The organism is Actinokineospora alba (assembly GCF_004362515.1).
Classification (GTDB): domain Bacteria; phylum Actinomycetota; class Actinomycetes; order Mycobacteriales; family Pseudonocardiaceae; genus Actinokineospora; species Actinokineospora alba.
The window spans coordinates 5,554,194-5,580,323 of record NZ_SNXU01000001.1 but is presented as its reverse complement, the minus strand read 5'-3'; the positions used below and the strand labels follow the sequence as shown (position 1 = coordinate 5,580,323).

Annotated in this window: 27 protein-coding genes; 18 read left to right on the top strand and 9 right to left on the bottom strand. The window is 70.2% G+C overall.

Features of this window, described 5'->3' with window-relative positions; genetic code table 11:
- Window positions 1-19 precede the first annotated feature (19 nt).
- The 3 genes from C8E96_RS25655 to C8E96_RS25645 all read right to left on the bottom strand — a co-directional run bounded on the left by C8E96_RS25655 (window position 20) and on the right by C8E96_RS25645 (window position 3,453).
- Window positions 20-979, bottom strand: a complete 960-nt coding sequence (locus tag C8E96_RS25655) for a sporulation protein (protein WP_091370139.1) — start codon at window positions 977-979, stop codon at window positions 20-22.
- Window positions 980-1,045: 66 nt separating this feature from the next.
- A complete protein-coding gene (locus tag C8E96_RS25650) occupies window positions 1,046-2,089 on the bottom strand; it encodes a hemolysin family protein (protein WP_091369305.1) in 1,044 nt (347 codons plus the stop codon).
- On the bottom strand, window positions 2,086-3,453 hold the full coding sequence (locus C8E96_RS25645; protein ID WP_228769614.1) for a hemolysin family protein: 1,368 nt from the start codon (window positions 3,451-3,453) through the stop codon (window positions 2,086-2,088). Before C8E96_RS25645 ends, C8E96_RS25650 begins: the two co-directional genes overlap by 4 nt.
- 178 nt (window positions 3,454-3,631) lie before the next feature.
- Here C8E96_RS25645 and C8E96_RS25640 point away from each other — a divergent pair, with 178 nt between their 5' ends.
- The 3 genes from C8E96_RS25640 (at window position 3,632) to C8E96_RS25630 (ending at window position 5,946) form a co-directional block, all read left to right on the top strand.
- Window positions 3,632-4,030 (top strand): MerR family transcriptional regulator, encoded by a 399-nt coding sequence (locus C8E96_RS25640; protein ID WP_091369301.1) that lies wholly within the window; start codon window positions 3,632-3,634, stop codon window positions 4,028-4,030.
- Window positions 4,031-4,397: 367 nt separating this feature from the next.
- The gene (locus tag C8E96_RS25635) at window positions 4,398-5,222 is read left to right on the top strand and encodes a pentapeptide repeat-containing protein (protein ID WP_133794779.1); all 825 of its coding nucleotides are present in this window, start codon (window positions 4,398-4,400) and stop codon (window positions 5,220-5,222) included.
- A gap of 397 nt (window positions 5,223-5,619) precedes the next feature.
- Window positions 5,620-5,946 (top strand): hypothetical protein, encoded by a 327-nt coding sequence (locus C8E96_RS25630; RefSeq protein ID WP_133794778.1) that lies wholly within the window; start codon window positions 5,620-5,622, stop codon window positions 5,944-5,946.
- A gap of 16 nt (window positions 5,947-5,962) precedes the next feature.
- Here C8E96_RS25630 and C8E96_RS25625 read toward each other — a convergent pair whose 3' ends face one another.
- Genes C8E96_RS25625 through C8E96_RS25610 form a run of 4 tightly spaced genes read right to left on the bottom strand, consistent with a single transcriptional unit; the run spans window position 5,963 to window position 9,201 of the window.
- A complete protein-coding gene (locus C8E96_RS25625) occupies window positions 5,963-6,424 on the bottom strand; it encodes an ATP-binding protein (protein WP_091369283.1) in 462 nt (153 codons plus the stop codon).
- Window positions 6,421-7,116, bottom strand: coding sequence for a winged helix-turn-helix transcriptional regulator (locus tag C8E96_RS25620; protein ID WP_091369279.1), 696 nt, complete (start codon window positions 7,114-7,116; stop codon window positions 6,421-6,423). The genes C8E96_RS25625 and C8E96_RS25620 overlap by 4 nt, the downstream gene beginning before the upstream one ends.
- The gene (locus tag C8E96_RS25615; protein ID WP_091369276.1) at window positions 7,113-8,495 is read right to left on the bottom strand and encodes a sensor histidine kinase; all 1,383 of its coding nucleotides are present in this window, start codon (window positions 8,493-8,495) and stop codon (window positions 7,113-7,115) included. Before C8E96_RS25615 ends, C8E96_RS25620 begins: the two co-directional genes overlap by 4 nt.
- Window positions 8,485-9,201 carry a response regulator transcription factor gene (locus C8E96_RS25610; RefSeq protein WP_166658120.1) on the bottom strand — a complete coding sequence of 239 codons (717 nt, stop codon included), beginning with the start codon at window positions 9,199-9,201 and terminating at the stop codon, window positions 8,485-8,487. The genes C8E96_RS25615 and C8E96_RS25610 overlap by 11 nt, the downstream gene beginning before the upstream one ends.
- Before the next feature lie 104 nt (window positions 9,202-9,305).
- Here C8E96_RS25610 and C8E96_RS25605 point away from each other — a divergent pair, with 104 nt between their 5' ends.
- The 7 genes from C8E96_RS25605 to C8E96_RS25575 all read left to right on the top strand — a co-directional run bounded on the left by C8E96_RS25605 (window position 9,306) and on the right by C8E96_RS25575 (window position 14,993).
- On the top strand, window positions 9,306-9,791 hold the full coding sequence (locus C8E96_RS25605; protein WP_133794776.1) for a hypothetical protein: 486 nt from the start codon (window positions 9,306-9,308) through the stop codon (window positions 9,789-9,791).
- Window positions 9,788-10,210 (top strand): SPW repeat domain-containing protein, encoded by a 423-nt coding sequence (locus tag C8E96_RS25600; RefSeq protein ID WP_091369264.1) that lies wholly within the window; start codon window positions 9,788-9,790, stop codon window positions 10,208-10,210. Before C8E96_RS25605 ends, C8E96_RS25600 begins: the two co-directional genes overlap by 4 nt.
- A 116-nt stretch (window positions 10,211-10,326) precedes the next feature.
- Window positions 10,327-10,704 (top strand): hypothetical protein, encoded by a 378-nt coding sequence (locus tag C8E96_RS25595; protein WP_091574764.1) that lies wholly within the window; start codon window positions 10,327-10,329, stop codon window positions 10,702-10,704.
- 200 nt (window positions 10,705-10,904) lie between these two features.
- A complete protein-coding gene (locus C8E96_RS25590) occupies window positions 10,905-11,345 on the top strand; it encodes an ATP-binding protein (protein ID WP_091369256.1) in 441 nt (146 codons plus the stop codon).
- A gap of 469 nt (window positions 11,346-11,814) precedes the next feature.
- Entirely contained in the window at window positions 11,815-12,477 is a 663-nt protein-coding gene (locus C8E96_RS25585) for a potassium channel family protein (RefSeq protein WP_228769613.1), read from the top strand.
- A 750-nt stretch (window positions 12,478-13,227) separates the two neighbouring features.
- Complete coding sequence (locus C8E96_RS25580) at window positions 13,228-13,698, top strand: CBS domain-containing protein (protein ID WP_091370135.1); 471 nt, start codon at window positions 13,228-13,230, stop codon at window positions 13,696-13,698.
- Window positions 13,695-14,993 (top strand): ArsB/NhaD family transporter, encoded by a 1,299-nt coding sequence (locus tag C8E96_RS25575; protein ID WP_091369248.1) that lies wholly within the window; start codon window positions 13,695-13,697, stop codon window positions 14,991-14,993. Before C8E96_RS25580 ends, C8E96_RS25575 begins: the two co-directional genes overlap by 4 nt.
- Before the next feature lie 70 nt (window positions 14,994-15,063).
- Here C8E96_RS25575 and C8E96_RS25570 read toward each other — a convergent pair whose 3' ends face one another.
- A complete protein-coding gene (locus C8E96_RS25570; protein ID WP_091369244.1) occupies window positions 15,064-15,285 on the bottom strand; it encodes a hypothetical protein in 222 nt (73 codons plus the stop codon).
- Between the two features lie 369 nt (window positions 15,286-15,654).
- Window positions 15,655-15,963 (bottom strand): BON domain-containing protein, encoded by a 309-nt coding sequence (locus tag C8E96_RS33550; RefSeq protein ID WP_166658119.1) that lies wholly within the window; start codon window positions 15,961-15,963, stop codon window positions 15,655-15,657.
- Between the two features lie 190 nt (window positions 15,964-16,153).
- Between C8E96_RS33550 and C8E96_RS25560 the strand changes: the two genes are divergently transcribed.
- From C8E96_RS25560 to C8E96_RS25525, 8 genes are all read left to right on the top strand, one after another.
- Window positions 16,154-18,535, top strand: coding sequence for a phosphoketolase family protein (locus C8E96_RS25560; protein ID WP_091369235.1), 2,382 nt, complete (start codon window positions 16,154-16,156; stop codon window positions 18,533-18,535).
- Window positions 18,532-19,548 (top strand): Acg family FMN-binding oxidoreductase, encoded by a 1,017-nt coding sequence (locus tag C8E96_RS25555; protein WP_091369231.1) that lies wholly within the window; start codon window positions 18,532-18,534, stop codon window positions 19,546-19,548. Before C8E96_RS25560 ends, C8E96_RS25555 begins: the two co-directional genes overlap by 4 nt.
- Window positions 19,545-20,432, top strand: coding sequence for a universal stress protein (locus C8E96_RS25550; protein WP_228769612.1), 888 nt, complete (start codon window positions 19,545-19,547; stop codon window positions 20,430-20,432). Before C8E96_RS25555 ends, C8E96_RS25550 begins: the two co-directional genes overlap by 4 nt.
- The gene (locus C8E96_RS25545) at window positions 20,432-23,077 is read left to right on the top strand and encodes a bifunctional acetate--CoA ligase family protein/GNAT family N-acetyltransferase (protein WP_091369228.1); all 2,646 of its coding nucleotides are present in this window, start codon (window positions 20,432-20,434) and stop codon (window positions 23,075-23,077) included. Before C8E96_RS25550 ends, C8E96_RS25545 begins: the two co-directional genes overlap by 1 nt.
- A gap of 109 nt (window positions 23,078-23,186) precedes the next feature.
- Window positions 23,187-24,185 carry an Acg family FMN-binding oxidoreductase gene (locus C8E96_RS25540; protein ID WP_228769611.1) on the top strand — a complete coding sequence of 333 codons (999 nt, stop codon included), beginning with the start codon at window positions 23,187-23,189 and terminating at the stop codon, window positions 24,183-24,185.
- Window positions 24,182-25,096, top strand: a complete 915-nt coding sequence (locus C8E96_RS25535) for a universal stress protein (RefSeq protein WP_091369226.1) — start codon at window positions 24,182-24,184, stop codon at window positions 25,094-25,096. The genes C8E96_RS25540 and C8E96_RS25535 overlap by 4 nt, the downstream gene beginning before the upstream one ends.
- Entirely contained in the window at window positions 25,093-25,665 is a 573-nt protein-coding gene (locus tag C8E96_RS25530) for a CBS domain-containing protein (RefSeq protein WP_091369223.1), read from the top strand. Before C8E96_RS25535 ends, C8E96_RS25530 begins: the two co-directional genes overlap by 4 nt.
- 3 nt (window positions 25,666-25,668) lie before the next feature.
- Window positions 25,669-26,109, top strand: a complete 441-nt coding sequence (locus C8E96_RS25525) for a universal stress protein (RefSeq protein WP_091369219.1) — start codon at window positions 25,669-25,671, stop codon at window positions 26,107-26,109.
- Window positions 26,110-26,130 lie beyond the last annotated feature (21 nt).

Sequence of the window (26,130 nt, the reverse complement as noted above, 5' to 3'; positions counted from 1 at the left end):
CTCTCGTTTGGCCGCGCGGCTATTCCCCGCCGGCGCCGTCGTCTCCGCCTTCGAAGGCGTCGCCGATCATGTCACCGATGATCATGCCGCCGACGAGACCCGCGGCGGCGCCGCCGATGGCCGCGCCCATGCCGGGGCCGCGCCGCTGCTGCCCATAGCCGTGCTGGCCGTGTTGCCCGAAGGCAGGGTTGTGGCCGTCGAAGGCGTTGTGGGCGGGTCGCCGGTCGGTGATCTGCTGCAGCCAGCCGCCGATGGCGTCGGCCCAGTTGGTGTCCGCGGCTTCCTGGTGGGAGACGTGGAAGCGGCCGAAGGTGTCGCCGCCGCCGTGGAATCCGCCCGCGCGCTTGTCGGCTTCGAGGATGACGTGCAGGTGGGTCGGGTCGGCGACGAAGGTCAGTTCGACCTCGTTGACGGTGTGGGCGAACTGGGCGGGTGGGAAGAACTCGACTTCCTGGAAGAACGGCAGTTCCTGGCGGACGCCGTGCAGGTGTCCGGCTTCGACGTCGGCTTTGCGGAACTGGAAGCCGAGTTCGCCGAACGCGTCGAGGACGCGGTCTTGGGAGGGCAGGGGGTGGACGAGGACGGGGTCGAGGTCGCCCTTGTCCGGGGCCCCGGCGATGACGAGGTCGGTGCGGACGCCGACGGTGACTCCGGGCAGCGGGTTGTTCCCGACCGCGGTGATCGGGCTCTCGAAGGACAGCGGCAGCCGGAACGGCAGGTTCAGTGCTTGGCCCGCGGTGACCCGGACGTTCTGGTCGACGACGAGCCGGTGGAACTCGGTGTGCGGGTTGTGTCCGTGCGGGGTTTTCACGGCGGTGACCAGGGTGAGTACGACCTGGCCGATCTCGGCGTCGGCGCTGCCGCCCTGGATGCGGACCTGCCCGGTGATCACCTGCCCCGGCACGGCGTGGGGTGAGTCGAGAACGGTGTCCACGGATGGTCCTCCGACACCGAAGGCACTGAGCATCCGTTTGAACATCGGCATTTCCTCCTGAAATGGGTGAACAAACCCCGCACCGGTCGGTGCGGGGGTGAGGTCAGGGGCTCAGCTGGGGGTGTCGGTCTCGTCGTCGAACTCGCCGATGAGTTCCTCCAGGAGGTCTTCCATGGTGGCGATGCCCACCACAGCACCTCCGGTGCCCGCGGCGACGAGGGCAAGCTGAGCGCGGCGCTCGCGCATCGCGGTGACGGCCGTGGCGACCGGCATGTCCGCTGAGAGCGTGACCGCCTCGCCCATCAACGCCCTCGCGCTTGGATCGTCGCCGGTGGCGGTCGCCCGCATGGCTTCCCGGATGTGCACCAGCCCGAGGAATCGTCCACTGTGGTCGGTCACCGGAAAGCGGGACCGGCCGGTCGACAGACTCTGGCGCTCGATCGCCCGGGCAGTGATGTCCTCGGCGACGGTGACGGTCTCGTCAAGGGGCACCATCACCTGCTCCACCCGGGTGTTCTGCACGGCCAGCATGCGGGTGAGCAGGCGTTGCTGGCCTTCGGCGATGAGGCCGTGCTCGCCGGACTGGCGCACCAGCATCCGCAGGTCGTCGGGGCGGTGGGCTTGGGCGAGTTCGTCCTGCGGGGTGACCTTGACCGCGCGCAGCAGCGCGTTGGTCACCCCGTTGAGCCCGGCCAGCACCCAGCGCACCAGGTGGGCGAACCCGCGGAACGGCAGCGCCAGCAGCAGCGCCGAGCGTTCCGGGTGTGAGATCGCCCAGGACTTCGGGGCCATCTCCCCGACGACCATGTGCAGGAAGACCACCAGGGCCAGGCTGATCCCGAAGGCGATCGCGTGGGATGCGCCAGGAGGCAGGCCGAGCGCGAGTAATGGGATGTCGAGCAGGGCGGCGACCGCAGGCTCGGCCAGCGCACCCAAACCCAAGGTGCACAGCGTGATGCCGAGTTGGGCACCGGCGAGCATCAGGGACAGTTCCCGGGTCCCGGCGACGGCGGCGCGGGCGGCGCGGCTGCCCTGCGCGGCCAACGCTTCGAGCCGGTGGCGTTTCGCCGAGATCAGCGCGAACTCGGCGGCGACAAAGAACGCGTTGCCCACCAACAACACCAACGAGGCGATCAAAGACCATCCGATGCTCATCGACCAGCCTCCTGGGCGCCGTCAGGTGCGGCGCAAACCAGCACGGTCGCGGGGACATGTCGGGCGATGGTCATGACCCGCACGTTCACCAGCCTCGGCGGCGAGGGCTCATCCTCATGCGTGGGAGTCGTTATGAGCAGCTCGATCTCATCACCGACCTGCGGGACACGCCCGAGGTGCAGCAACACCAGCCCGGAGACGGTGTCGTAGTCCTCGTGTTCGGGCAGGGCGATCCCGGTCGCGTCGGCGATCTCGTCCACCCGGGCACGACCGGGGACCAGCCAGGCCCCCTCACCGCGGCGTTCGATGACGGCCTGGATCGGGTCGTCCTCGTCGTGGATCTCCCCGACCAACTCCTCGGCCAGGTCCTCCAACGTCACTACCCCGGCGAACCCGCCGAACTCGTCGACCACGCACGCCAGCTGCCGGTGCTCAGCGCGCAAGCGCTCCAGCACCGCGGGCAGTGGCAACGTCGCCGGGACCATCACCGCCGGGGTGGCGATCCGCCCGACCGGGGTGTGCGGGCGCTGTTCGGGCTCGACAGTCAGGACCTCGGCCAAACCGACCACCCCGACCAGGTCGTCCAAGTCGGTGCGGACCACTGGGAACCGGGAGAACCCGGTGTCGAGCAACTCCACCACCCGGGACGCGGGTTCGTCGGCGTGGATGGTGCGCACCGCGACCCGCGGGGTCATCGCCTGCTCGGCGACCAGCCCACGAAAGTCCAGACCGCGGTCCAGCAGCTGGGTCATCTCCGGGTCCAAGTGCCCTTGGGCTCCGGCCTGGCCGAAGATGCGCTCCAGGTCCTCCGGGGTCGCGCCCTGCGGCAGCTCCTCCACCGGCTCGATCCCGACCGCGCGCAGCAACCGGTTCGCCGCCGCGTCGAACAACCGGATCAACGGCCCCGCGACCTTCAGGTACACCAACGTCGACCCGCTCAACGCCCGGGCGAGCGGCACCGGTTTGGCGATGGCCAGGTTCTTCGGCAACAACTCGCCCAACACCATCTGCACCACGGTGGCGAAGACCAGCGACACGGTCAGCGACAGCGATAACGCGGCGGCCCGGTTGAGACCGGTGAGCCCGAGCAGATCGGCCAACCCCGTACCCAGCAACGGCTCGGCGACATAGCCGACGAGTAGCGCGGTCACCGTGATCCCGAACTGGGCGCCCGAGAGCATGAACGACAGCTTCTGCGTCACTTGCAACGCCCGCTCCGCGGGCTTGTCACCGGTCTCGGCCAACTGCCGCAACCTGCCCCGATCGACCGCCATGTAGGCGAACTCCTGGGCCACGAAATACCCGGTCGCCGCAGTCAGCACCAGGGTGACCACGAACCCGGCGGCGATCAACACCGCGAACACCCGCCAAAGCGGGCAGGATCGGACACGGCGGAGGCGCGGGTGGACCTGATCAGCCGGGCTCGCCCCGGCCGGGTACTACACCCATCGGCGTCAATACACACAAATCCGACACTAGCACGCGGCACTGTATGGTTGAGGACGGCCGACACACCCCAGGCGACGCGCGAGGAGGCTGCCCGTGGCCGACACACTGCTGCGCATCGGCGAACTCGCCACCCAAGCCGGAGTCAGCACCCGCACCATCGACTACTACACCAACCTCGGACTCCTCGAACCCGCCGGACGCAGCCCCGGCAACTTCAGGCTCTACGATCCCGCCGCGGTCGAGCGCGTGAACACCATCCGCCAACTCGAATCCCACGGCGTCAGCCTCGACGAGATCGCCACCGCACTGCGCACCCCCAGCACCGAGCTCTCAGCCCTGCTGCACCGCCTCGACAGCGACCTGCGCACGCTGCGCGAGGTCGCGGAGACCACGGGCCCGCACGCGCACGGCCTGCTCGCCGCCATCACCACCCGCGCCCAATCACTGATCACCACCGCCTTGGAGATCACCCACGGCCTACCGCCGATTTAGGCCCGGTCGACCTGGTTCCGGTGTCGCGACAACGGGAGTGGTCCAGGCAACGTAGGTCGGCTTCGTTTATCGGATCAGAAGGTCGCTACTCAGCTACGCATGATCGACAGTCGCCGCGCACCGCCTCGCGGCACCCGGGGCGAGACGCAAAGGTCGGGTCGGCGATACTGTGGGAGAACGGCTCCCCGGCGGGACCCCAGTCGCCCTGGGAGCCGTTCCCTATCTCCAGCCCGAGTCACGGCAGTCAATCCCGCGCCGCGGTTCCCCCCTTCGCGCTCCCGAAGTGGTCGTGTGTCGGGACAATGGCGATCATGTACGGGTTTGGGTCGCCGCGCGGCGGGTGTTGTTGGTCATCGATGTGGTGGGGGTGGCGGTCGCTGCCCTGTACGGGTTGTTGGGGCCGTTCACGGATCTGATCGCGGGCCCGGAACTGGGTGAGCTGCGGGGCAAGGAGCGGTTCAACGCGCTGACCAGCACGCGCCAGTTGGTGTTGGCGTCGGTCGGTGGGGCGTTGGCGGCGATCGGGGTCGTGGTGACGACGCGGACGTATACGGCCAACAAGCGGGGGCAGGTCACCGACCGCTATGGCAAGGCCGTAGCTCTGCTCACCAGTGACAAGCTCGGCGAACGCCTCGGCGGGCTCTACGCGTTGGAGCACGTGATGCGTGAGTCGCCCACCGACCAAGGTGCGGTGGTCGACGTCCTGATGGCCTTTATCCGTGAGCATTCCGCGGACCGCGTCCGACTTCACTGGCGCCCGGCTGGAGACGGGGCGGAGCTGACTGCCGCCCGGTTCACCCGGGCCACGCTGACGCAAGCGCGGTTCCACGGGGGCTCAGCCCTGCGCGCCGATTTCTCCCACGCCCGGCTCGCCGGCACCGACTTCGTCGACGTTCCTCTCGCTGCGGCCGTCTTCGAAGACGCCGCGCTCGCGGGCACCCGCTTCGCCGGCTGCGACCTGTCCCGCACCCGCTTCGCCGTGCGCTCCAGTTCCACGGTCGTCCTGCACGACTGCGTGCTCGTCGACCTCGACTGGACCGCGGAAGGCCGCCGGCAGGGAATCGACGAGCGGGACAACGAACTCGACCCGGCCGCCGTCGACTACCTCACCCGCGTCCGCGGCGAGATCATCCGCCGCGATCACGAACGCCAGTCGAGCTATCCCGGCACCTGGAGCACGGGCGACGAATGATCAGCTTGTAACGGGGTTCACCGGTCAGACGATCAGTGTCATGGCGTGGTGAGTGCGGATTGTCCACTGTCCCAAGGGAAGGCGCGGTCGACCTGAGGTGAGCTCCGGCAACGTGAACCGTGGTAATCGCAGAAGCGGGCCCTCGAACGGCGCGATCGTCGCGGCCGTGATCGGCGCGGTGGGAGCGGTGGCCGCCGCGGTCGTGACCGGGGTGTTGTCCTCGGGCGCCGAATCTCCGAGCGGGGAGAACCCGCCGGCGGCGAGCAGCGCTGTCCCCACTTCTCCGGGCGCAGGCGGGGAAGCGATATCAGCGGCGGCCACGACGAGCCCCCGGCCTGTCGTGTACGGGGATCCCTCGAACTATCGCCTGGATTTGTCCCCGGGGGTCGCGGTCGATGTGGACACGAGGACCGCGACGGCGGAGGGTGGGGCCGGGTTCGAGTTCTACTACAAGGGCGACCTGAACCACGATCTGTTCTTCGGTAAGAGCGCGAAGACGTTCGGGCGGTCGAAGGTGGTGCTGGTCAGCCTCGATCAGGCGTCGCCGCGTGGGTGTGAGGCGAGTACTCGGGTGCAGACGTCCGGGCGGGTGTCGGGGTACATGATGAAGGCTGGTGACGCGATCTGTGTGAGCACCAGCGACGGCGCGTGGGCCGTGTTGGACGTGCTGGCCTGGGGTGATGCCGGGGCTGTCGATGTCACCTTGTGGCCGGTCCGGCGCTGACGTCGCGGGGTGGGTGTCACCGGCCGGGGTCGAGGTCGGCCACGGGCCTTGCTTCCGTTGTCGTAGAAGGCGTTGGGGGCGCGGGGTTTCGGGCGAAGCGGGCGGTGAGGACGACCGCGTCGTGCACCTGTTGGATGTCGACGTGGTCGGCGCAGGTGTCGATGAGGTGCAGTCCCCAGCCGTGGGTGCGGCCGATGTCGGCGTCAGGCCACTTCCAGGTGCCGATGCTGGTGACGGTGAAGGTGATCGTGTCGGCGGTGAGGTGGAGAGCGATGGCGACTCGGTGCGTGGTCGGATACCCGTGCTCTATCGCGTTGGTGATGGCTTCGTCGGCGGCGAGCACGATGTCGTGACGGCGGCCCGCGCGCACACCTCGGTCGTCGAGCCAGTGGTCGATCCGGTGCCTCAGCCCGAAAACGGCGTCTGGTCGGGCCTCGATCCAGGTGCTGAGCGTGGAAACGCCGTCGGTGTCGGTCATCGCGGTTCCCGGTGCCGTTCACTGTGGACGGTGGCCGTGGGGGTGTAGCGGTTGGTGCCGATCCAGTTGACGATGGTGCGGACCGTCGGGCGGTCGCCGGTGAGCCGGATGGTCTTGTCGGTCATGGCGCCCAGCCAGGTGTGGTACCCGAGCCACACGTTGCTCAACGCGGTGAGGGTGCATTCGATCGTGGCGACGACGGGAACGCCGGGGTCGTGGTCGGTGGCGGTGGCGCCGGTGGGGGAGAAGGTGAGCCACCATTGGGTCGGTGGTGGGCTCGCGGCGAACTCGACGCGGACGGCGACCGGGCGGGCGGGCAGCGTCGGGTGGTCGACGCCGCGGGCGATGTCGTAGAGCAGCAGTCCTGGGTCGAGGTCGGTGATCGGCGGTGGTGGCAGTCGGGTAAGGGACCATTCGCCGAGGAAGTCGACCACTGATTCCAGCTCGCGCCCGGCGGCGGTCAGGGTGAAGCGGGTTCGGGCGGTGCTGTGGTCGGGGGTGACGAGGCCGGTCGAGACGAGGGTGCGCAGTCTGGTCGTGACGGTAGCGGTCGGCGCTGTGGGCAGCCCTTGGGCGATCTCGTCGATGCCTTGCGCGCCGTGCAGCAACTCGCGCACGATCAGCAGGGTCCACCGTTCGGTGAGCAGTTCGGCGGCTCGGGCGACGGGGCAGTGCTGTTGGTAGCCCTTCACAAGGCCTGCTCGTCGTCCTCGGACGACCCGGCCAGGGGGAGGGTCACGGTGAACCGGGCGCCGCCGCCGGGAGCGTCGGCGCACTCGACGGCGCCGTGGTGCACGGCCATGGTCTCGGCGACCAGCGCGAGGCCCAGACCGGTCCCGGACGCCGCGCCGCGAGCGGTGTGGCCGGTGGCGAAGCGCTCGAAGATCTGCGCCCGGTCAGCGGTGGGCACTCCCGGGCCGCGGTCGTCGAGGTGGACGGTGACCGTGTCGGTGTCCGCGGTCAGGCTCACCCGGGTTAGGCCGCCGCCGTGGCGGTCGGCGTTGTCGATGAGGTTGGTGAAGGCGCGGACCAGGGCGAGCTTGCGGCCGCGGATCCGGACGCCGGGCTCGGCGTGCAACGCGACCGCGGGTCTGCCCGCGAGGACGTGGGTGAGCAGGTCGTGCAGGTCGAGGGGCTCTTCCTCGTCGTGGTGCAGCCCGGCCTCGGTCCTGGCCAGGGCGAGCAGGTCGTCGAGCATGCCGCGCAGGTGGTCGAGTTCGCTGACGATGAGGTCGAGGGCCTGACGGGGGCGGTCGGGCAGCTCGCCTGCGTGGTTGCGCATGACCTCGACGCTGGTCACCAGGGTGGTCAGCGGGGTGCGCAGCTCGTGGGTGACGTCGCCGACGAAGCGGCGTTCGCGTTCGATGCGCTGTTGCAGCGAGTCGACCATCGAGTTGAACGAGGAGACGATGACGTCGAGGTCGCGATCGTCCGCTCCGGGCAGTCGGGTGTCGAGGTTGCCTGCCGCGATGCTGGCCGCGGTCTGCGATATCGGGCGCAGGGGCTGCAGGACGCGTCTGCTCGCCCACCTGCCCACCAGGGCCGCGGCGATGGTGGCCGCGATAGCGCAGATGACGAGCACGGTGCCCAGGATCTGGATGGTCGAGCGCAGCTCGATCACGGGGGAGAACTCGTAGAACGCCCCGTCGTCGAGGGGGATGCCCACGACGAAGTAGGGGACGTCGCGCACGGTCAGCGGCGCGATCGCCCGCTCCCCGTCGGCGACGCTGTCGCGCAGGTCGTCGGGGGGCAGGTCGTCCTCGGTGACCCCATTCGCGGTGTACCAGGAGCCTCGGGAGAACAGCAGCAGCCGCGTCCCGGTGGGTGGGTCGACGGCCGCGAGCGCGTCCTGGGGGCTGGTGCCGGGCTCGGCCAGCCTGGCCCGCACGACGTCGGCGTCGGCGGAGGCGAGCCGGTCGGCGGAGCGTTCGCGCTGGTCGAGCAGGTAGCCGCGGCTGATGGTGAACACGGAGACGGCGAGTAGCACCGAGACCAGCGCCGCGCCCAGGGTGAACGTCAGCATCACCCGGCCGCGCAGGCCGAGTCGCAACGCCGGGGTGTCAGGCCACATCGAGCCGGTACCCCAGGCCGCGCACGGTGGTCACGATCCGCGGGTCCGACGGGTCGCGTTCGATCTTGGTTCGCAGCCTGCGCACATGCACGTCGACGATGCGTTCGTCGCCGAAGAACCCGCGGTCCCATACCCGGGTGAGCAGGGCCTGCCTGCTCAGCACCCGACCCGGTTCGGTCGCCAGCTCGCACAGCAGCCGGAACTCGGTCAGGGTCAGGTGCAGCGGACGGTCTCCGCGGCGGACGGTGCCCGCGGCGATCGACAACACCAGCGGTCTGTCCGGGTCGCTGTCGAGGACGATTTCGCGTGGCCCACCGGGGCCGCCGACCGCGGTAGCCCGGCGCCGCAGGGCGCGCAGCCGGGCGGTGATCTCCTTGATCTGGAACGGCTTGGTGACGTAGTCGTCCGCGCCCGCTTCCAGCGCGGCGACCACGTCGTGGGTGTCGACCCGGGCGCTGACCACGATGATCGGCACGTCGCTGCTCTGCCGCACATGCCGGATGCAGCTGAACCCGTCCATTCCCCCGAGCATCAGGTCGACGATCATCACATCGGGCGCCCCATGCCGGGCCAGGGACGCGATCGCGTCCTCGGCCCCGGGCGCCTCGCTGACGGCGTAGCCCTCGTCCTCCAAGGCCAGGCGCATCGACGCCCGGACCCGGTCGTCGTCCTCGACTATCAACAGTCTCACCGCCACCCGGGTCATGCTGCCAAACCGGGAGCGCAGTCTTGCCCATGGGCGCGGGTCGTCATCAGACCGCAAAGAAGCCGCCCCGAGGACCTCAACACGGCGCGACGACCATGGCGGACATGCTTGCGACGACGATGGCGAACCAGGTGATGATCGCCCGCGAGGCCATGGTGCTGCGGCCACGGCGCGCCGACCGCGACGGCAGCACCGACCTGTGGCCGGTCTTCGGACTCATCGTCGACGACCAGGACCTGACCAGGACGAGGCAGGGCCGTGACCTGCTCGCCCACCTGAACGGCCAGTCCGCGGTGACCCTGCTCGACGGGACCTGTGTGCTGTCGGTGTTGAGCGAGGACGGACCGGTGCTCGGCGTGACGGTGTCCGCGACGACACCGCTGGCGCTGTCGATCGGGGTAGTGCTGCCCGCCCGCTCACTGCGCGCCGAACTCGGCATGCTCGCCGACGGCCCGACCATCGGGATCACCACGCTGAGCCGAGCCCAACGCCTGCGCGGCGGCGTGGACACCAAGACCGCGCTGAGCCTGATCGTCCTGGCCCGCAGCGAGCCGCTGCCGTGCCTGACGTCGCTGGCGGAGGCGTCGTGACCGGGGGCCCCGACGAGATTCCCGGTCCACAGCTGCCGGGAGCGGTCACCGGGGTCACCATCGCACTGGGCTGCTGGCTGATCGTGCTCTCCACCCATGGCGACTACGGCGCGCCGACCGGTTTCGACGCCGTGTGGAACGACCGCCTGGTCGGACTGGTCGCGGTGGCGCTGGGCCTGCTGCGCGCCCTGGGTCGCGTGACCCTGACCGTGGCCACCACCGCGGGAACGGCGGTGGGCGGCTGGCTCGTGCTGGCCCCTCTGCTTCTCGATTACGGATTCAGCACCGACTCCACCCTGGCCACCCTCACCGACTTCGCCATCGGCGCGACCACCACCGCGCTCACGGTGGCGGGGGCCCTCGACCGAGGGGCGGGTGCTCGCCCGCCCGCGGATGTCGACGTCGTCACACGACCGTAAAGAAACGGGACGCAGGATCTCAACGCGCGCCGCCATAACATCGCGCGATGGTGTGGTTTCGGGGGAGGACCGCATCCCGGGTCGGTCCGAAGATCGTCATGGCCAGAGGGCGGGCGGTGACCGCGGCAGCCGCGGGGCACATGCTCACCGTGGTCATCGACGACGCCGATCTCCGTGGTGTCCGGGGTGGTCGCAGGCTGCTGGGACGGGCCCCGGTGACGCCGCTGCTCGGTGAGTGCCAGTGGGCGGTGATGTCGGCGGACGGTCCGATCCTCGCTTTGGCCATCGCCGTTCGCGCACCGGTCGTCGTCGACTTCGCCATGGTGTTCAGCGCGGCGGAGATTCGCCATCACCTCGCGGAATTCGCCCGTGGAACGACCGTCGGCATCGCGATCCGTGACACCGGCCCCACCGATGATCAGGCGCGGCTCATGGGAGCGGTCCCGTCGCGGCGTGCCCCCGAACTCGCCGCGTTGAGCAGATCGTGGGCCTAGACATGCCTACTTTCTTGACGACTGTTTGACGACTCCTTGACGATCCCCGTTACACCGCGGTTGATCCGGTAGAAACGCTGCCGTGGCAGGCGGGCGAGACGATGCCGGACCGCAACGGACCCCGCGCCCGGTGTCGACGAGGAAGGCCCGCCTGCCACAACTCCGGCCCTGTGCGGCCGCGATGCCGACATCGAGGAGTCGTGGAGGCACTGGTGATACCCGAGAACAGCGACGTCCGCGTGACAGTCGTCCCGCTGACCGTGGAGCAGGGAGCCGCCGACTTCGTCCGCGACTGGCTCGACGGCCTCCTGGACCAATGGGATCCAGCCGACCGCCTGCGCGTCATGGTGGTGGCCGAGGAACTGATCGTCAACGCCCACCAACACGGCACCCCGCCCGTCGTGCTGCGCGTGGTCCTGATCGGTTCACACGACTCCACGATGCTGATCACGGCCGAAGATCACGACGCCGAGGGTTACGGTGAATGGCAACGCGGATCGGGCCTGCTCACCGTCGGCGCCCTGGCCGACCGGTGGGGCGTCGACTGGCGCCAGGACCGCAAAACCGTGTGGGCGGAACTCTATTTCCCCGATGAGGTTGATGACACCATCGCGACCCAACGGGCCACCGACGACGACTGAGCGCGTCGACGATCTCACCTCGCCCGCACGCTGAACCGCGGCACCACGATGATCGCGGGCGTCCTTTCGCCGGACCGCGGATGTCAACGCCGTCTGCCGGCGACGTGATCCTGGTGATCGGACGTGCCGACGTCGAGCGGTTTGCCGACGCCCGGTGACCGAGTGCGTGGGCGTCGATCCGGGAGGCGGGCGGCAAGAGGGGTGGTCGCGGACTAGTCTTGTCTCTGGTGTGCCGGGAAGCCTGGTCGGCGATATGGCGGAGCTGTCTACCCGAGACCAGGAGCCCACATGGCCTCCCACACGGTTCTGATCGGCGCACAGGTATGGCTAGGCGTTCCGAACCTGGCACACCCGCGACCGGCTGCCGAACCTCCGCGCATCCGCCTGGGACGACCGGCGCCACCGACCGTGCTCGGCCCCACCGGTCGTCGAACGCGACCCGCGGCCACCATCTCCCAGGAGCGACCCAGTGTCGGATAAACACACCTCACGCGTGGTCGTGATCGGGCTCGGCCGCTTCGGCAGCTCGCTGGCAAAGGAACTCACCGCACGCGGCTGCGACGTGCTCGGCATCGACTCCGACCCCCGGCTCGTCCGGCGCCACGCCGACCAGCTCACCCACACCGTCGTGGCTGACACCACCGACGCCGACGTCCTGCGCAGGCTCGACGTGCACCAGTTCCAGCGCGCGGTGGTCGGTATCGGCACCGACCTGCAGGCCAGCATTCTGACCACTGGGCTGCTGGTGCACTTCGCCGTACCGAACATCTGGGCCAAGGCGATCAGCCGCCGACACGGTCGCATCCTCGAACGCATCGGCGCCCACCACGTCGTGCTCCCCGAACACGAGATGGGGAAACGGGTCGCGCACCTGGTCACCGGCCGCAAGCTCGACTACATCGAGTTCGAGGACGACTACGCCATGGCCAAAACCCAGGCCCCGGAGGAAGCGGTCGGCAGGGCACTCGGGGAGAGCCGCCTGCGCACCAAATACGGCGTGACCGTGGTCGGCGTCAAACGACCCGGCGAGGGCTTCACCCACGCCACCGCGGACACCGTCGTCAACCAGGGCGACGTGCTGATCGTGGCGGGCCGGATCGCCACGATCGAACAGGTGGCGAACCTGCCGTGACCGGGGCACCGACGACCTCCCCAGCTTCGACCAAGCCATCGCCGCCCTGCGCGATCTCGGTTTACCCTCGACACACCCGATAAACCAGCCGACCACTCTCGGCGGCCTCGCACTTGCGGCGTGACAGTGCGAACGGGACCGTGTCAGATAAAGCCGGATCCACCGCACTCCCCGGACGAACTCGCCGGAAGCCACTGATGCCCTGCGGGTCGCGACCGTGTCGATAGGACAGAGATGGTCGCGGCCCCTTGTGCCCGTCGTGTGCGTGCTCAGGGCGGGGCGTTTCGACATCGAGACCGAGCATCTTTGCGTCGGGAGCCGACTTACGGCATCGTCTACCCTGGAGCGCCGGGAAGCCTGGTCGGCATGCCCATCTCAACGGAGGTGGGCGGGTTCGTCGTCGACTGGAGTTTCGCCGTGACAGATCACGCTCATGATCGTGCTGGACCCTTTGGCCGACGTGGCGGAGGGGACACGCTGCGACCGGCACCGGCGGACAACCCGCCGAGCGCGCGTCCCACAGTGACCGCGAAGGTCGAGCCTCGCGAACCGTCAAAGCCGTGAGCGCCGCTCAGTGCCGTCCGACCATGCGCACGGCGAACACGCCGACCAGGAACACCGCGATGATCAGGATGGTGCCTGTCAGTCCGGACATGGGCGACGCTCCTGGCTCGCTGGCGGGTCCCGCAGAACCCCATGCTAGCCCCGCTGTGACGACGGTCATAGCCGACTACGTCGAAGGTGGCCGACATGCGCGCACGTGATCTTGCCGAGGAATACCCACTGGTCCAGCTGACCGACGACGCGTTGAGCGCCGCCCGACTGATCGCCGAGCAGCGCAGGCCCGGTGTGGTCGTCGTCGACGCGGACAACCACCCGGTGACCGTGCTGCCCGGGTCGCAGGTGTTGCGGTTCATCGTCCCCGGCTACGTCCAGGAGGACCCGTCGCTGGCCCGGGTGTACGACGAGCGTGGCGGCGCGGAGGCCTGCGTCGGCAAGCTCGCCGGACGGACAGTCAGGGAAGTGTTGCCGCCCAAGGACAAGCGCTACGAACTGCCGCTGGTCTCCGGTGACGCCACCGTCATGGAGTGCGCGGCGATGATGGCCCGGCTGCACAGCCCGCTGCTCCTCGTCGCCGACGGCGACACGATCCACGGCGTGCTCACCGCGTCGCACCTGCTCGACGTCATCCTCAAGACCAACCCGGGGCCCAGCGAATGAGCGTCAGCCAGATCCTCTCCATCACCGTCTTCGTCGGCGCCTACGTCCTGATCGCCACCGAGCGGATCCACCGCGTCGCTGCCGCCCTCGGCGGGGCGGCGCTGATGCTCGCGCTCGGCCTGACCAACGGCGAGACGGCGTTCCACTCCCTCGACGCGGGTGTCGACTGGAACGTGGTGTTCCTCCTGCTCGGCATGATGATCATCGTCGGGGTGATCAAACAGACCGGGCTGTTCGAGTATCTGGCCATCGCCGCGGCCAAACGCGCCAAGGGCAAGCCCTTCGCGGTGATGGTGCTCTTCGTGATCATCACCGCTGTGGCCTCGGCCGCGCTGGACAACGTGACCACAGTGCTGCTGATCGCACCGGTGACGTTCCTGGTGTGCGACCGGCTCAACCTCAACCCGATCCCGTTCCTGATCGCCGAGGTCCTCGCGTCCAACATCGGCGGCGCGGCGACCCTGATCGGCGACCCGCCCAACATCATCATCGCCAGCCGCGCGGGCCTGTCGTTCAACGACTTCCTCATCCACATGGCGCCGTTCGCGATCTTCATGATGGCGGTCTTCGTCCTCGTATGCCGCTGGCTGTTCCGCAGCGCCTTCAAGTACGACGAGAAGCGCGTCGCCGAGGTCATGGCCCTCAACGAGCGCGACGCCATCCGCGACAGCAAGCTGCTGTGGCAGAGCATGATCGTGCTGGCCCTGGTGATGGTCGGGTTCGTGCTGCACAGCGCGCTGCACGTCGAGCCCTCGGTTGTGGCCCTGCTCGGCGCCGGGGTGCTCGTCATGATCTCCAAGATCACCACCGAGGAGGCGATCGCCGACGTCGAGTGGGAGACCCTGGTCTTCTTCATGGGCCTGTTCATCATGGTCGGCGCCCTGGTGAAGACCGGGGTGATCGACAAGGTGTCCCAGGCACTCGCCGACGCCGTCGGCGGGCAGCCGCTGCTCGCGGTCATGGCGCTGCTCGGCATCTCCGCGGTCCTGTCGGCCATCGTCGACAACATCCCCTACGTGGCCACCATGTCGCCCATCGTCAGCGACCTCGTCGCCGCCCAGGGCGGCACCCCGCAGGCCGAATCACTGTGGTGGTCACTGGCCCTCGGCGCCGACCTCGGCGGCAACGCCACCGCCGTCGGCGCGAGCGCCAACGTCGTCATGCTCGGCCTCGCCGCCCGCAACGGCACACCGATCAGCTTCTGGCAGTTCACCCGCTACGGCATCATCGTCGCCGCCCTGTCCATCCTGCTGGCGGCGCCGTACCTGTGGCTGCGCTACTTCGTCCTCGCCTGAGTCTTACCTGTCGACCCCGAGCATGTTGGGCAGACGACCGCGGGTGTTGATCAAGGCGTTCGTGACACAGCTAGCAGGGAAGGACGTACGCAACGAGCTTGGCGGGTTCGCCCGGAGCAGCGGGAACGACCAGGTGGACTGCCTCGACCCGGGCCACGCCACCGGTCGGAAGGACGACGACGGTGCCGCGAGGCAAAGGTATGGCTCCGGCCATCTCCAGAAGAATGTGGTCCGTGAGGTGGTCGCGGACCACGGTGGTCACCGTGTGCACAACTTGGGGCTCGACAGACATCGGTGGGCTCCATCGTCGTCGGGACAGACCTGACCTGAAGCCGACCAGACTTCCCGGCGCACCTTCATCGGACGGTACCGGAGTCTCGCGTGACCCGACAGTTACCGATGAGTGCGCGGCATCCGACTGACATGTCATGTACCAGGGCGCGGGTCGACAGCCAGCTCCTGGGAACCGGGTCTGTCGGCGCCGAGCGTACGCGGGGATTCACCGCTCGGTCGTGACCCCGCTAGTGCCGAGTAGCGTGTTGAGCTGCTGGTCTGCGAGGTGCACCGCGTGTGACGCGCGCAGGTTGCACTCTCCTGTCCTGGTCTGATTGACCTCCGCAGATCGCGGTGATCACGATGCCGCTGAGGAGCAGGCGAGGGCCTAGCCGAACAGGCTCAGACCGCGTAGGCGGCTGTCGTCGACGTCGTCGTAGTGGAAGCCGATGCGGTTGCGCAACCGTGCGATGCCGGTGACCTGGTGGACGCGGCGGACGACTTTCTCGGCTTCGCTGCTCCACTGGACTCGGCCGACAAGCAGCACGTCGCCGCCGTCGACGGCGGCGCGGACGAGGCTCGTGTCGACGCCGGGGACGTCGTTCAGGGCTGCCCGCACGCGCACGCTCAAGTCTGGTGGCCCGGGTGGCGTCCGGGGCGCTGGGATGTAGGTGTCGATCCTGTCCTGGATGGTCATTTCTCTCACCTCGATCCCAGGCTGCGTCATCCCACCGAGCCTTTGAAGAGCCCAACCGGCTCGATCGGGGCGGGTCGAAGGTCCTGCCGGCGACCACTTTGGTCCCTGTCGAATGAGGTCTCCGGGCTGCGGCCCTGGACGGGTCCGGCCGGTCATGGTTGGACGAACCCGAAACGAGGAGACGTCCACCATGACCGTGTTCCCGATGACCGCGCCGAGCGACGCCGACGAGATGGCGCTGGGCCGGGTGGACGCGTGGTGGCGGGCGGCGAACTACCTGTCGGTCGGGCAGATCTACCTGCTGGACAACCCCCTGCTCCGTGAGCCGCTGCGGGCCGAGCACGTCAAGTCGCGGCTGGTGGGGCACTGGGGAACGGTCCCGGGGATCACGCTCACCTACGCCCACCTCAACCGGGTGATCATGCGCAACGGTCTCGAGGTCATGCTCGTGACCGGGCCGGGCCACGGCGCCGCGGCGCTGAACGCGGCGGCGTGGTTGGAGGGGACGTACTCCGAGCTCTACCCCGAGGTCGGGCAGGACGAGGCGGGGATGGCGGCGCTGTTCCGCCAGTTCTCCTTTCCTGGCGGTGTGCCCAGCCACGCGTCGCCGCAGGTGCCGGGGTCTATTCATGAGGGCGGTGAGCTGGGGTACTCGCTGGCGCACGCCACCGGGGCCGCGTTCGACAACCCCGGGCTGATCGTCGCGTGTCTCATCGGGGACGGGGAGGCTGAGACCGGGCCGCTCGCCGCGAGCTGGCAGGCGCCGAGGTTCCTGCACCCGTGGCGCGACGGCGCGGTGCTGCCGATCCTGCACCTCAACGGCTACAAGATCGCGAACCCGACCGTGCTGTCGCGGATTCCTTCTGAGCAGCTCGCCGCGTATCTCCGGAGCCAGGGTTGGGACCCCATCGAGGTCGCCGACACCGCACAGGTGCACCGCGCCTACGCCGCCGCGCTCGACGAGTGCCTGGCGCGCATCGAGCGCATCCGGCGGGGGACCGCCCACGGAGCGGGCAGGCCGATGATCGTCCTCCGCACCCCCAAAGGCTGGACCGGCCCGTCCCATGTGGACGGACACGCGGTCGAAGGTTCCTGGCGCTCGCACCAGGTTCCGCTCACGAACGTCCGGGAAGACCCCGCCCGGCTGGACATGCTGCGGCAATGGCTCGTCAGTTACCGGCCCGAAGAGCTGTTCGGCACGGACGGCGGACCGACGCCGAGCCTGGCCGCGTGGCGGCCCGGGGGAGAGCGGCGGATGTCGGCGAACCCGCGGGCCCACGGCCAGGTGCAGCGGGACCTGCGGCTGCCCGACCCGGCCGCGCACTCCGTGGCCGTCACCGCCCCCGGCGAGGTGACCGCGCAGGCGACCAGCGTGCTGGGCGACTATCTGCGGGAAGCGCTGCTGCGCAACGAGTCCAACGCGAACCTGCTGCTGTTCGCCCCCGACGAGCACGCCTCCAACCGGCTCGACGCCGCGTTCGACGTCACCAGCAGGCGGTGGCAGCTGCCCACTCAGGACAACGACCAGTACCTCTCGCCGACCGGCCGGGTCGTCGAGGTGCTCTCCGAGCACCTGTGCCAGGGCTGGCTCGAGGGCTACCTGCTCACGGGCAGGCACGGCCTGTTCTCCACCTACGAGGCGTTCGCGCACGTGGTGGACTCCATGGTCGCCCAGCACGCGAAGTGGCTGCTCACCGCAGGCTCCGTGCCGTGGCGGCGGCCGGTGCCGAGCCTGAACTACCTGCTTACCTCGCACGTGTGGCGCCAAGACCACAACGGCGCCTCCCACCAGGACCCCGGCTTCATCGACCACATCCTGTCCAAGCGACCCGAGGTGACCAGGGTCTACCTGCCGCCGGACGCGAACACCCTCGTCTGGGTCGCCGACCACTGCCTGCGCACCCACGGCCAGGTCAACGTGATCGTGGCGGGCAAGCAGCCCGCACCCCAGTACCTGTCCGCCGAGAAGGCAGCCGCGCACTGCGCGCAAGGCCTCGGTGTGTGGGAGTGGGCGAGTACCGACGGCGACGGCGAGGCCGACGTGGTGCTGGCCTGCGCGGGCGATGTGCCGACGATGGAGACCCTCGCTGCCGTGCACGTGCTGGCCGAGCTGGCCCCCGATGTGCGGGTCCGCGTGGTCAACGTGGTCGACCTGACGCGGCTGTTCACCCCCGGCCGCCACCCGCACGGGCTGTCCGACCAGGACTTCACCGAGATCTTCACCGCCGACCAGCCGGTGATCTTCGCCTTCCACGGCTACCCGTGGCTGATCCACCAGCTCACCTACGACCGGCCCAACCACGACAACCTCCACGTCCACGGCTTCCGCGACCGCGGTTCGACGACCACACCGTTCGACATGTGCGTGCTCAACGATCTTGACCGGTTCCACCTCGCCCTCGCCGCCCTGGAACGCGTCCCGAGACTCGCGGCCAGGCTCGGACACCTGCGGCAGCGCATCCTCGACCGCCTCGCCGAACACGCCGAGTGTGTCCGGCGCACCGGCGACGACCTCCCCGCGGTCCGTGACTGGACCTGGCACAGCCCACACCCGGACGGAGCGAACTCATGACCATCCTCGACGCCGAGGGCCCGCTGCGGGCCGCGCTGGCGGCCGCGATCCGGGCGCCCTCGCCGCACAACACCCAGCCCTGGCGCTTTGAGGTGCACGGTGACCGCATCGACGTGCTCCTCGACCGCGATCGCGTGCTGCCCGTGGCTGATCCGGACGGGCGTGAGGCCAGGCTCTCCTGCGGCGCCGCGGTGTTCAACATCCAGCTGGCGCTCAACGCGGTCGGCCGTGCCGCCGTGGTGCACCTGCTGCCTGACCCGAACCGGCCCGATCTGCTCGCCTCGGTGCGGATCGCGGGCAACCGCGTCGTGATCCCCAGCGAGCGGACGCTCGCGGAGCTGATCCCGCGCAGGCACACCAACCGCAGGCCGTTCCTCGAACGGCCGGTGTCGCCTCCGGTGAAGGCCACGCTCCTGCGCGCCGCCGAGCGGGAAGGGGCGCGGTTGCGGCTCGTCGAGCTGCCACCGGAGGTCGACGCCGTGGCCGCGCTGATCCGCCGCGCCGACACGCTGCAGAGCGAAGACCCCGCCTACCGGGCCGAGTTGCGCGAGTGGGTCCACGACAACGCGAACCGTGTCGACGGTGTGCCGACCCGGGCGCTGGGCCCGCCGACGCGGACACCCGGTCTGATCACCTTGCGCCGGTTCACCGATGACGTGGATCCCGCGCGGGAGCGCCCGTTCGAGCAGCAGCCGCTGCTGGCGGTGCTGACCACGCCCGGCGACACCCCGATCGACCACGTCCAAGCGGGCAAGGCGATGCAGCGGGTGCTGCTCACCGCCGCGGATCTCGGCCTGTGCTCGTCGTTCTTGTCGCAGCCGATCGAGGTGCCCGCCGTCCGAGCGGCGCTGCGGGCCCTGCTGCGGGCGGGCAGCCCACATGTGGTGCTGCGCCTGGGCTACGGGTATCGCGGCTCCCCGGCGCCGCGCAGACCGGTCAGCGAGGTCACCCGCTTCGTCTCCGACGACACACCCACATCCACCGGCATGACACTTCATGGAGGAACGCAGTGACCATCCACGACCGCACCCGCCCCATCCTGGTCGGCGTCGACGGGTCGGCCTCGGCGATCGCCGCGACCCGCTGGGCCGCCGCCGAGGCCGCCCGCCACAAGATGCCGCTGCACATCGTCAACGTCTACACCTGGCCGGTCAGCGGGTACCCGGAGGCGCTGATCGCCGGACACGACCTCCTCGCCTCGATGAAGAACGCCTCCGCGGTGATCCTCGACGAGGCCCGCACCGCCGCGGAGTCCGCGGCGCCCGAGGTGGCCGTGTCGGTCACCTCGCATGGCGGCGACACGGTGGCGTACCTGCGGTCACTGAGCAAGAAGTCGTCGCTGCTGGTGGTGGGCTCCCGTGGACTCGGCGGGTTCAGCGGGCTGCTGCTGGGCTCGGTCGCCGTCGGGATCGCCGCGCACACGGAGTGCCCGGTCATCGTGGTGCGAGGGGAGCCGAACGAGGGCCCGGTCGTGGTGGGGGTGGATGGGTCGCCGGTGAGTGAGGCCGCGATCGCGTTCGCCTTCGAGGAAGCCTCCGCTCTCGGCGCGGACCTCGTCGCCGTGCACGCCTGGCACGACTCGCCGCTGGTCGACGTGTTCGAGAAGGGCTACGCGTCCCTGTACCTCGACACCGCCGCCGTCGACGCCGAGGAACTGCTCGCGCAGCGACTCGCGGGCTGGCAGGAGAAGCACCCCGACGTGTCGGTGACCAGGGTGGCGCCGCGAGGCCGCGCGGCGAAAGTGCTCATGGATTATGCCCAGGGCGCACGGCTCCTCGTGATCGGCAGCCGCGGCCGCGGTGGCTTCACCGGACTGACCCTGGGGTCGACCAGCCAGGCCCTCATCCACCACGCGCCGTGCCCGGTCGCCGTGCTGCGATCGCCGGAGGACCACTGATGTCCACAGTGGACGAAATAGGCGCACGGTCACTGCTTGTCGACGGCTCGATCGTCGTGCTCCGTGAGATCGGGCCCGCCGACGCCGACGCGATGCGCGAACTGCACCGGCATTTGCCGCCGGAGGACCGCTACCGGCGCTTCTTCACCCTGTGCGCGGTCAACGCCGACCAATACGTCGACAGCGTCACCAGTGACAACCCCGGCAACGCCGGGATCGGCGCCTTCGCAGGCGCGGACCTGCTGGGCGTCGCCAGCTACGCCACGCTATCCGATTCGACGACAGCGGAGTTCGCGCTGGTGGTCGCCCACGAGCGGCACGTGCACGGCATCGGCACGCTGCTGATCGAGGAACTGGTCTCCCTGGCGCGCCGACGCGGCCTGACCCGCCTCAAAGCCGAGATCCTCACCGAGAACGCGCCGATGCTGCGGCTCATCGACGAACTCGGGCTGCCCCGCACGCAGCAGCGGACCGACGACGAGATCGAGGTGCTGATCCCGCTCGCGCCGACGCGGGAGTACGACCTGGCGGTGCACCGGCGTGAACAGGTCGCCGACCGGGCCAGTCTGAGCGCGGTGCTGCGGCCGGACTGCGTCGCGGTGATCGGGGCGGGCCGCGCGCCCGACTCCATCGGTCACGCCTTGCTCGCCAACATCGTCGAGGGCGGATACACGGGATCGCTGTACGCGGTGAACCCGCACGCTCGCGAGGTGGCCGGGGTGCCCAGCCACCCGCGGGTCTCGGACGTGCCGGTGGTTCCGGATCTTGCCGTGCTGTGCGTGCCCGCGCGGGCCGTCGCCGGCACCGCACGCGAGTGCGGCGAACTGGGGGTGCGGGCGCTGCTCGTTGTCACCGCGGGCCTCAGCGCCGATGACTCGGCGACGCTGCGCGCGACCGCGCGGGAGTTCGGGATGCGGCTGGTGGGGCCGAACTGCATCGGCGTCTACAACGGCGATCCGGCGGTGCGGCTCAACGCCACCTTCGCCCGCAACCGGGTCCAGGCGGGCTCGGTCGGGGTGGTGACGCAGTCCGGGGGAGTGGCGATCGCGCTGTTCTCCGCGCTCGACCAGGTCGGCCTCGGTGTGTCCACCCTGGTCTCGACCGGGGACAAGTACGACGTCAGCGGAAACGACCTGCTGCTGTGGTGGTCCGGGGAACCCGAGACCAAGGCCGCGGTGCTGTACCTGGAGTCCTTCGGCAACCCGCGCAAGTTCTCGTCGCTGTGCAGGCGGCTGTCGAGGACCAAGCCGATCCTGGCGGTACGGCCGCCCGCGACGCCCGTGGCGCAGCGCGCGGCGAGTTCGCACACCGCCGCGCTGGCAACGCCCGCCGTGACGGCCGACGCGCTCTACCGGCAGGCGGGCGTCATCGCGGTTGACCGGCTCTCGGAGCTGCCCGAGACCCTGGCGGCATTGGTCGATCAGCCGCTCCCCGCCGGCCGCCGCGTCGCGGTGATCAGTAACGCGGGCGGGGCGGGTGTGATCGCCGCCGATGCCCTGGGACGTCAGGGACTGGTGCTGCCGACGCTGCCCGCACGGGTGGCCGAGGCCTTGCGCGCGCACCTGCCTGCCCAGGCCTCGCTCGCCAATCCGCTCGACACCAGCGCTGTCGTCTCCGCCGAGGTGTTCCAGCGGTGTGTGGAGTCGCTGCTGGCCGAACCGTCGATCGACGCCGTGGTCGCCATCGCGGCGCCGACCGCGCTCGGCGACCCGATCGAGGCGATCGCCGCGTGCGGACCGGCCGCCGCCCGCGCCGGCACGCCGCTGCTCGCTGTCCACCTGGGACAGTCGGCGGCGGTCACCCGGCTGGGCACCGTGCCCTGCTACGGCGACGCGGTCGCCGCGGCAGGCGCGCTGAACCGGTGCGTCCAACGACGCGAGTGGCTCGACCGGCCTGAGGCCGATCCGCGTGAGCCGGAGGGGCTCGACACCGCCGCGGCCACCGGGATCGTCCGGGAGTTCCTGGCGTCGAGTCCCGATGGTGGCTGGCTCGACCCGGAGCGCTGCCTGCGCGTCCTCGACGCGGTCGGTGTCCCCACCGCGCCGGGTGTCCTGGTCGACTCTCCGGACGCCGCGGTCGCGGCCGCGAGCAGGGTGGGCAGGCCGGTGGCTCTCAAGGCGGTCGCCGATGGCCTGCTGCACAAGAGTTCCGGTGGCGGCATCGTGCTGGGCGCGGTGGGGGAGCACGCCGTTCGCGCGGCCTACGCGACATTCGCCGAGCGCTTCGGCGGCGCCCTGCGCGGGGTGTTCGTGCAGCCGATGATCGACACCGATGGCGTCGAACTCCTCGTCGGTGTCAAGGGCGACCCGATGTTCGGGCCGCTGGTCGTCTTCGGTCTCGGCGGCACCAGCACCGACACCGTCGCCGACCGCACGGCGCGACTGACCCCGGTCTCGGACGCCGACCTCGATGAGATGCTGCACGGCCTGCGCGGCTCGCGGGCACTTTTCTCCCACGTCGATGAGGCCGAAGTCCGCGATGTGGTCGCACGTGTCGGTTGGCTTGCCCAAGCGATCCCCGAGATCGCAGAACTCGACGTCAACCCGCTGATCGCCACCGAACACGGCTGCGTCGCCGTCGACGCCCGGATCCGGCTCGCGCCGGTGCCGGTCTACGACCCGCTGCTGCGCCACTTGCGTATGTGAGGACCTCAGGTCCGCTCGCCGGGCCCTTTGGTCCCTCGTGGCCGGACGCCGCGCGGTGGTGTCGTTGACATATCCGCCCACCAGAGCTGATCAGAGGAGTTGACCGACCGTGGCCATCACAGTCCCCTCCGTCGAGTGGAGCGTCGGCGAAGTCGCTCTGATGGCGGCCGCGGTCAGCCGGGCGCCGTCGGTGCACAACACCCAGCCGTGGTTCCTGGAGACCCATGGCCGGACGGCGTCGCTGTTCGAGCGCTTCGACCTCAGCCTCCCGCGCCACGACCGGGCCGGTCGGGATCGGATGATCTCCTGCGGGGCGGCCGTGACCAATCTGCGGCTCGCGGTGCGCAGGCTCGGCTGGGCGGCCACGGTGGCGGAGTTCGCCGACCCGGACCGGCCGGACGAGGTGGCACGGGTGCGCGCGGGCGAACGGGTCGCGCCCACCGCTCGGGAGCTGGAGCTGTTCCAGGCCATCGCGCGCCGACGCAGCTGCCGCGGCCGATTCTCGGGGATGCCGACGAAAGACGAGGTCTCCGCACTTGTTCACGCGAACACCACGCCAGGGCTCAACGCCCACCTCGTGCGCGACGCCACCGAGGTCCGTGCGCTGGCCCACCGGCTCGTCTACGCGGCCACGACGCTGCAGCACGACCGCGCCTACCTCCGCGAACTCGCGGCGTGGACCACCGAGGCCGGAAAGTCCACATCGGACGGAATCCCCGAGGCCAACCTGCCGCATGGCAGCCTGCCGTGGACCGGGCTGGTCGGGCCGTCGACCCGCATCCCCGACGAGGACGTCCTCGCCGAGCGCATCGCCGCGGAGACGCAGCTGATCGTGCTCACGGTCGGGGACGGGCGCAGCGACCACCTGCACGCGGGCATGGCGCTGCAGGAGATGTGGCTGGCCGCCACCGCCGCCGGTCTCGCCGCGTCCGTACTCACCCAACCGCTGCACCTGCACGAAGTCCGCGCGGGCCTCATCGAGGCCATGGACCTGCCCGGCTACCCCCAAGCCATCCTGCGCGTCGGCCTGCCCTCCGGCGAGGTGCTGCCGACCCCGCGCCGTCCACTGGCCGACGTCATCCGACACCGCACGAAAGGCACGCCATGACCACCCAGCACCTCCGCCCGCCCATCGTCGTCGGCGTCGACGGCTCGGACTCCGCGCTGCGCGCCACCGAATGGGCCGCCGCCGAGGCGCTGCGGCGGAAGCTGCCGCTGCGCCTCGTGCACGTCTGCGTCCTGCCCCCGATCCGCCACCCGGCCACGATGTCGGATCAGGCGATGTGGATCGACGTGCTCAACGACAACGGGCAGCACCTCCTCGCCGAGGCCGCCGCCACCGCGCGGGCCGTGGCCCCCACCGTCGAACTCGTCACCGACCAGCGCATGGGCTTCGCGGCCGAGGTGCTCATCGAGGAGTCCGCGGGCGCCCACGCGATGGTCCTGGGCAGCCGCGGCCTCGGCGGGTTCCAAAGCCTGCTGGTCGGCTCCGTCGCGATCGCCCTGTCCGCCCACGGGCACTGCCCGGTGATCGTCGTGCGCGGGGCATTCCCAGGGCAGGCCGCCCCCGGCACCGGCCCGGTGGTCGTCGGCGTCGACGGGTCGCCCGCCTCCGAGGCCGCGATCAGGTTCGCCTTCGACGAGGCCTCCGTCCGCCGCACCAGTCTGGTCGCGGTGCACACCTGGCTCGACATCGCCTTCACCGGCGCATGGACCGCATTGCCCAGCACGATCGACTGGGACGCGGTCGAGGTCGACGAGACCATGCTGCTCGACGAGCGCCTGGCCGGTTGGCAGGAGAAGTACCCCGACGTCGCCGTGGAGCGGGTCGTGCTGCGCGACCGGCCCGTGCGCGCCCTACTCGACAAGGCCGAGGGCGCGCAGCTCATCGTCGTCGGCACCCGAGGCCATGGCGCGCTGCTGGGCATGGGGCTCGGCTCGACGAGCCAGGCGCTGCTGCACCACGCCGAATGCCCGGTCGCTGTCGTGCGGCCCGACCCGGAAGGAACGAAGTCATGAAGGTGCGAGACGTGATGACCCGCCCGGTGCTCGCGGTGCGGCCGGACACTCCGCTGCGTGAGGTGATCACTCAGCTCACCGAGCGCGGGTTCTCGGCCCTGCCGGTGGTCGACGACGACTCCCAGGTGGTCGGCATCGTCGGCGAGTCCGACGCTCTGCGCGGCTCGGCACTGGGCGCGACAACGGCGGGCGCGGTCATGAGCAGCCCGGTCGAGGTGGTGGACCCGGACAGCAAGGTGGCCGACCTCGCGGAGCGGATGCTCGCGGGCAGGCTGCGGTGCGTTCCGGTGGTCGACAACAACATCCTCATCGGTGTCGTCGCCCGCCGCGACCTGCTGCGCATCCTGGTCCGTACGGACGACGTCATCGCCGCTCAGCTGCGCGCGCTGCTCGCCGACTACAGCGGCAACCAGCCCCGCTGGACCGCCGAGGTCACCGACGGGCTCGTCACGATCAGCGGCCCGTTCGACGACAACGCGGAACGCCGGGTCGTGCAGGCACTGGCCCGTACGGTGGCGGGCGTGCGCGGCGTGACGCTGCGGCCGCGCGTTCCGGCGGAGCAGGTCTGACCGATGACTCCCATTGTCGTCGGCGTCGACGGATCCGACGCGGGCCAGGCGGCGCTGAGCTGGGCGTTCGCGGAGGCGCGGGGCCGTGGCTGCGCGGTCCACGCGGTCAATGTGTGGTCCCTCGGCACGGTGCACGATTTCTTCTGGGCTTCTCGGCGCAGCCTGCGGGCGCAGTCCCAGTCCCTGCTGCGGGCGGCCACCCGCGGGCGCGGCGCCGATATGGCGGTCGAGTGCCACAGCCCGGAGGGAGCGGTGGGCCCCACGCTGGTCGCGGCCGCGGCCGGAGCCGCCGTGCTCGTCCTCGGAACGCGTGATCGGGTACGGTCACGGGCAGTGATCGACTACTGCCTCCGGCACAGTTCGGTGCCCGTCGTGGTGATCCGGGTCGGCCAGGTCCACTCAGAGCCGTTGGCGGCCGGACTCGCCGGACCGGGACAGGCTTGACCGACACGCGTGGCGCGCCCG

What these genes read in the sequence shown, in the direction of transcription:
- C8E96_RS25655 (WP_091370139.1), bottom strand. Translation starts at nt 979, where the DNA reads ATGTTCAAACGGATGCTCAGTGCCTTCGGTGTCGGAGGACCATCCGTG.
- C8E96_RS25650 (WP_091369305.1), bottom strand. Translation starts at nt 2,089, where the DNA reads ATGAGCATCGGATGGTCTTTGATCGCCTCGTTGGTGTTGTTGGTGGGC.
- C8E96_RS25625 (WP_091369283.1), bottom strand. Translation starts at nt 6,424, where the DNA reads ATGACCGACACCGACGGCGTTTCCACGCTCAGCACCTGGATCGAGGCC.
- C8E96_RS25615 (WP_091369276.1), bottom strand. Translation starts at nt 8,495, where the DNA reads ATGTGGCCTGACACCCCGGCGTTGCGACTCGGCCTGCGCGGCCGGGTG.
- C8E96_RS25610 (WP_166658120.1), bottom strand. Translation starts at nt 9,201, where the DNA reads ATGACCCGGGTGGCGGTGAGACTGTTGATAGTCGAGGACGACGACCGG.
- C8E96_RS25605 (WP_133794776.1), top strand. Translation starts at nt 9,306, where the DNA reads ATGCTTGCGACGACGATGGCGAACCAGGTGATGATCGCCCGCGAGGCC.
- C8E96_RS25580 (WP_091370135.1), top strand. Translation starts at nt 13,228, where the DNA reads ATGCGCGCACGTGATCTTGCCGAGGAATACCCACTGGTCCAGCTGACC.
- C8E96_RS25575 (WP_091369248.1), top strand. Translation starts at nt 13,695, where the DNA reads ATGAGCGTCAGCCAGATCCTCTCCATCACCGTCTTCGTCGGCGCCTAC.
- C8E96_RS25570 (WP_091369244.1), bottom strand. Translation starts at nt 15,285, where the DNA reads ATGTCTGTCGAGCCCCAAGTTGTGCACACGGTGACCACCGTGGTCCGC.
- C8E96_RS33550 (WP_166658119.1), bottom strand. Translation starts at nt 15,963, where the DNA reads ATGACCATCCAGGACAGGATCGACACCTACATCCCAGCGCCCCGGACG.
- C8E96_RS25560 (WP_091369235.1), top strand. Translation starts at nt 16,154, where the DNA reads ATGACCGTGTTCCCGATGACCGCGCCGAGCGACGCCGACGAGATGGCG.
- C8E96_RS25555 (WP_091369231.1), top strand. Translation starts at nt 18,532, where the DNA reads ATGACCATCCTCGACGCCGAGGGCCCGCTGCGGGCCGCGCTGGCGGCC.
- C8E96_RS25545 (WP_091369228.1), top strand. Translation starts at nt 20,432, where the DNA reads ATGTCCACAGTGGACGAAATAGGCGCACGGTCACTGCTTGTCGACGGC.
- C8E96_RS25535 (WP_091369226.1), top strand. Translation starts at nt 24,182, where the DNA reads ATGACCACCCAGCACCTCCGCCCGCCCATCGTCGTCGGCGTCGACGGC.
- C8E96_RS25530 (WP_091369223.1), top strand. Translation starts at nt 25,093, where the DNA reads ATGAAGGTGCGAGACGTGATGACCCGCCCGGTGCTCGCGGTGCGGCCG.
- C8E96_RS25525 (WP_091369219.1), top strand. Translation starts at nt 25,669, where the DNA reads ATGACTCCCATTGTCGTCGGCGTCGACGGATCCGACGCGGGCCAGGCG.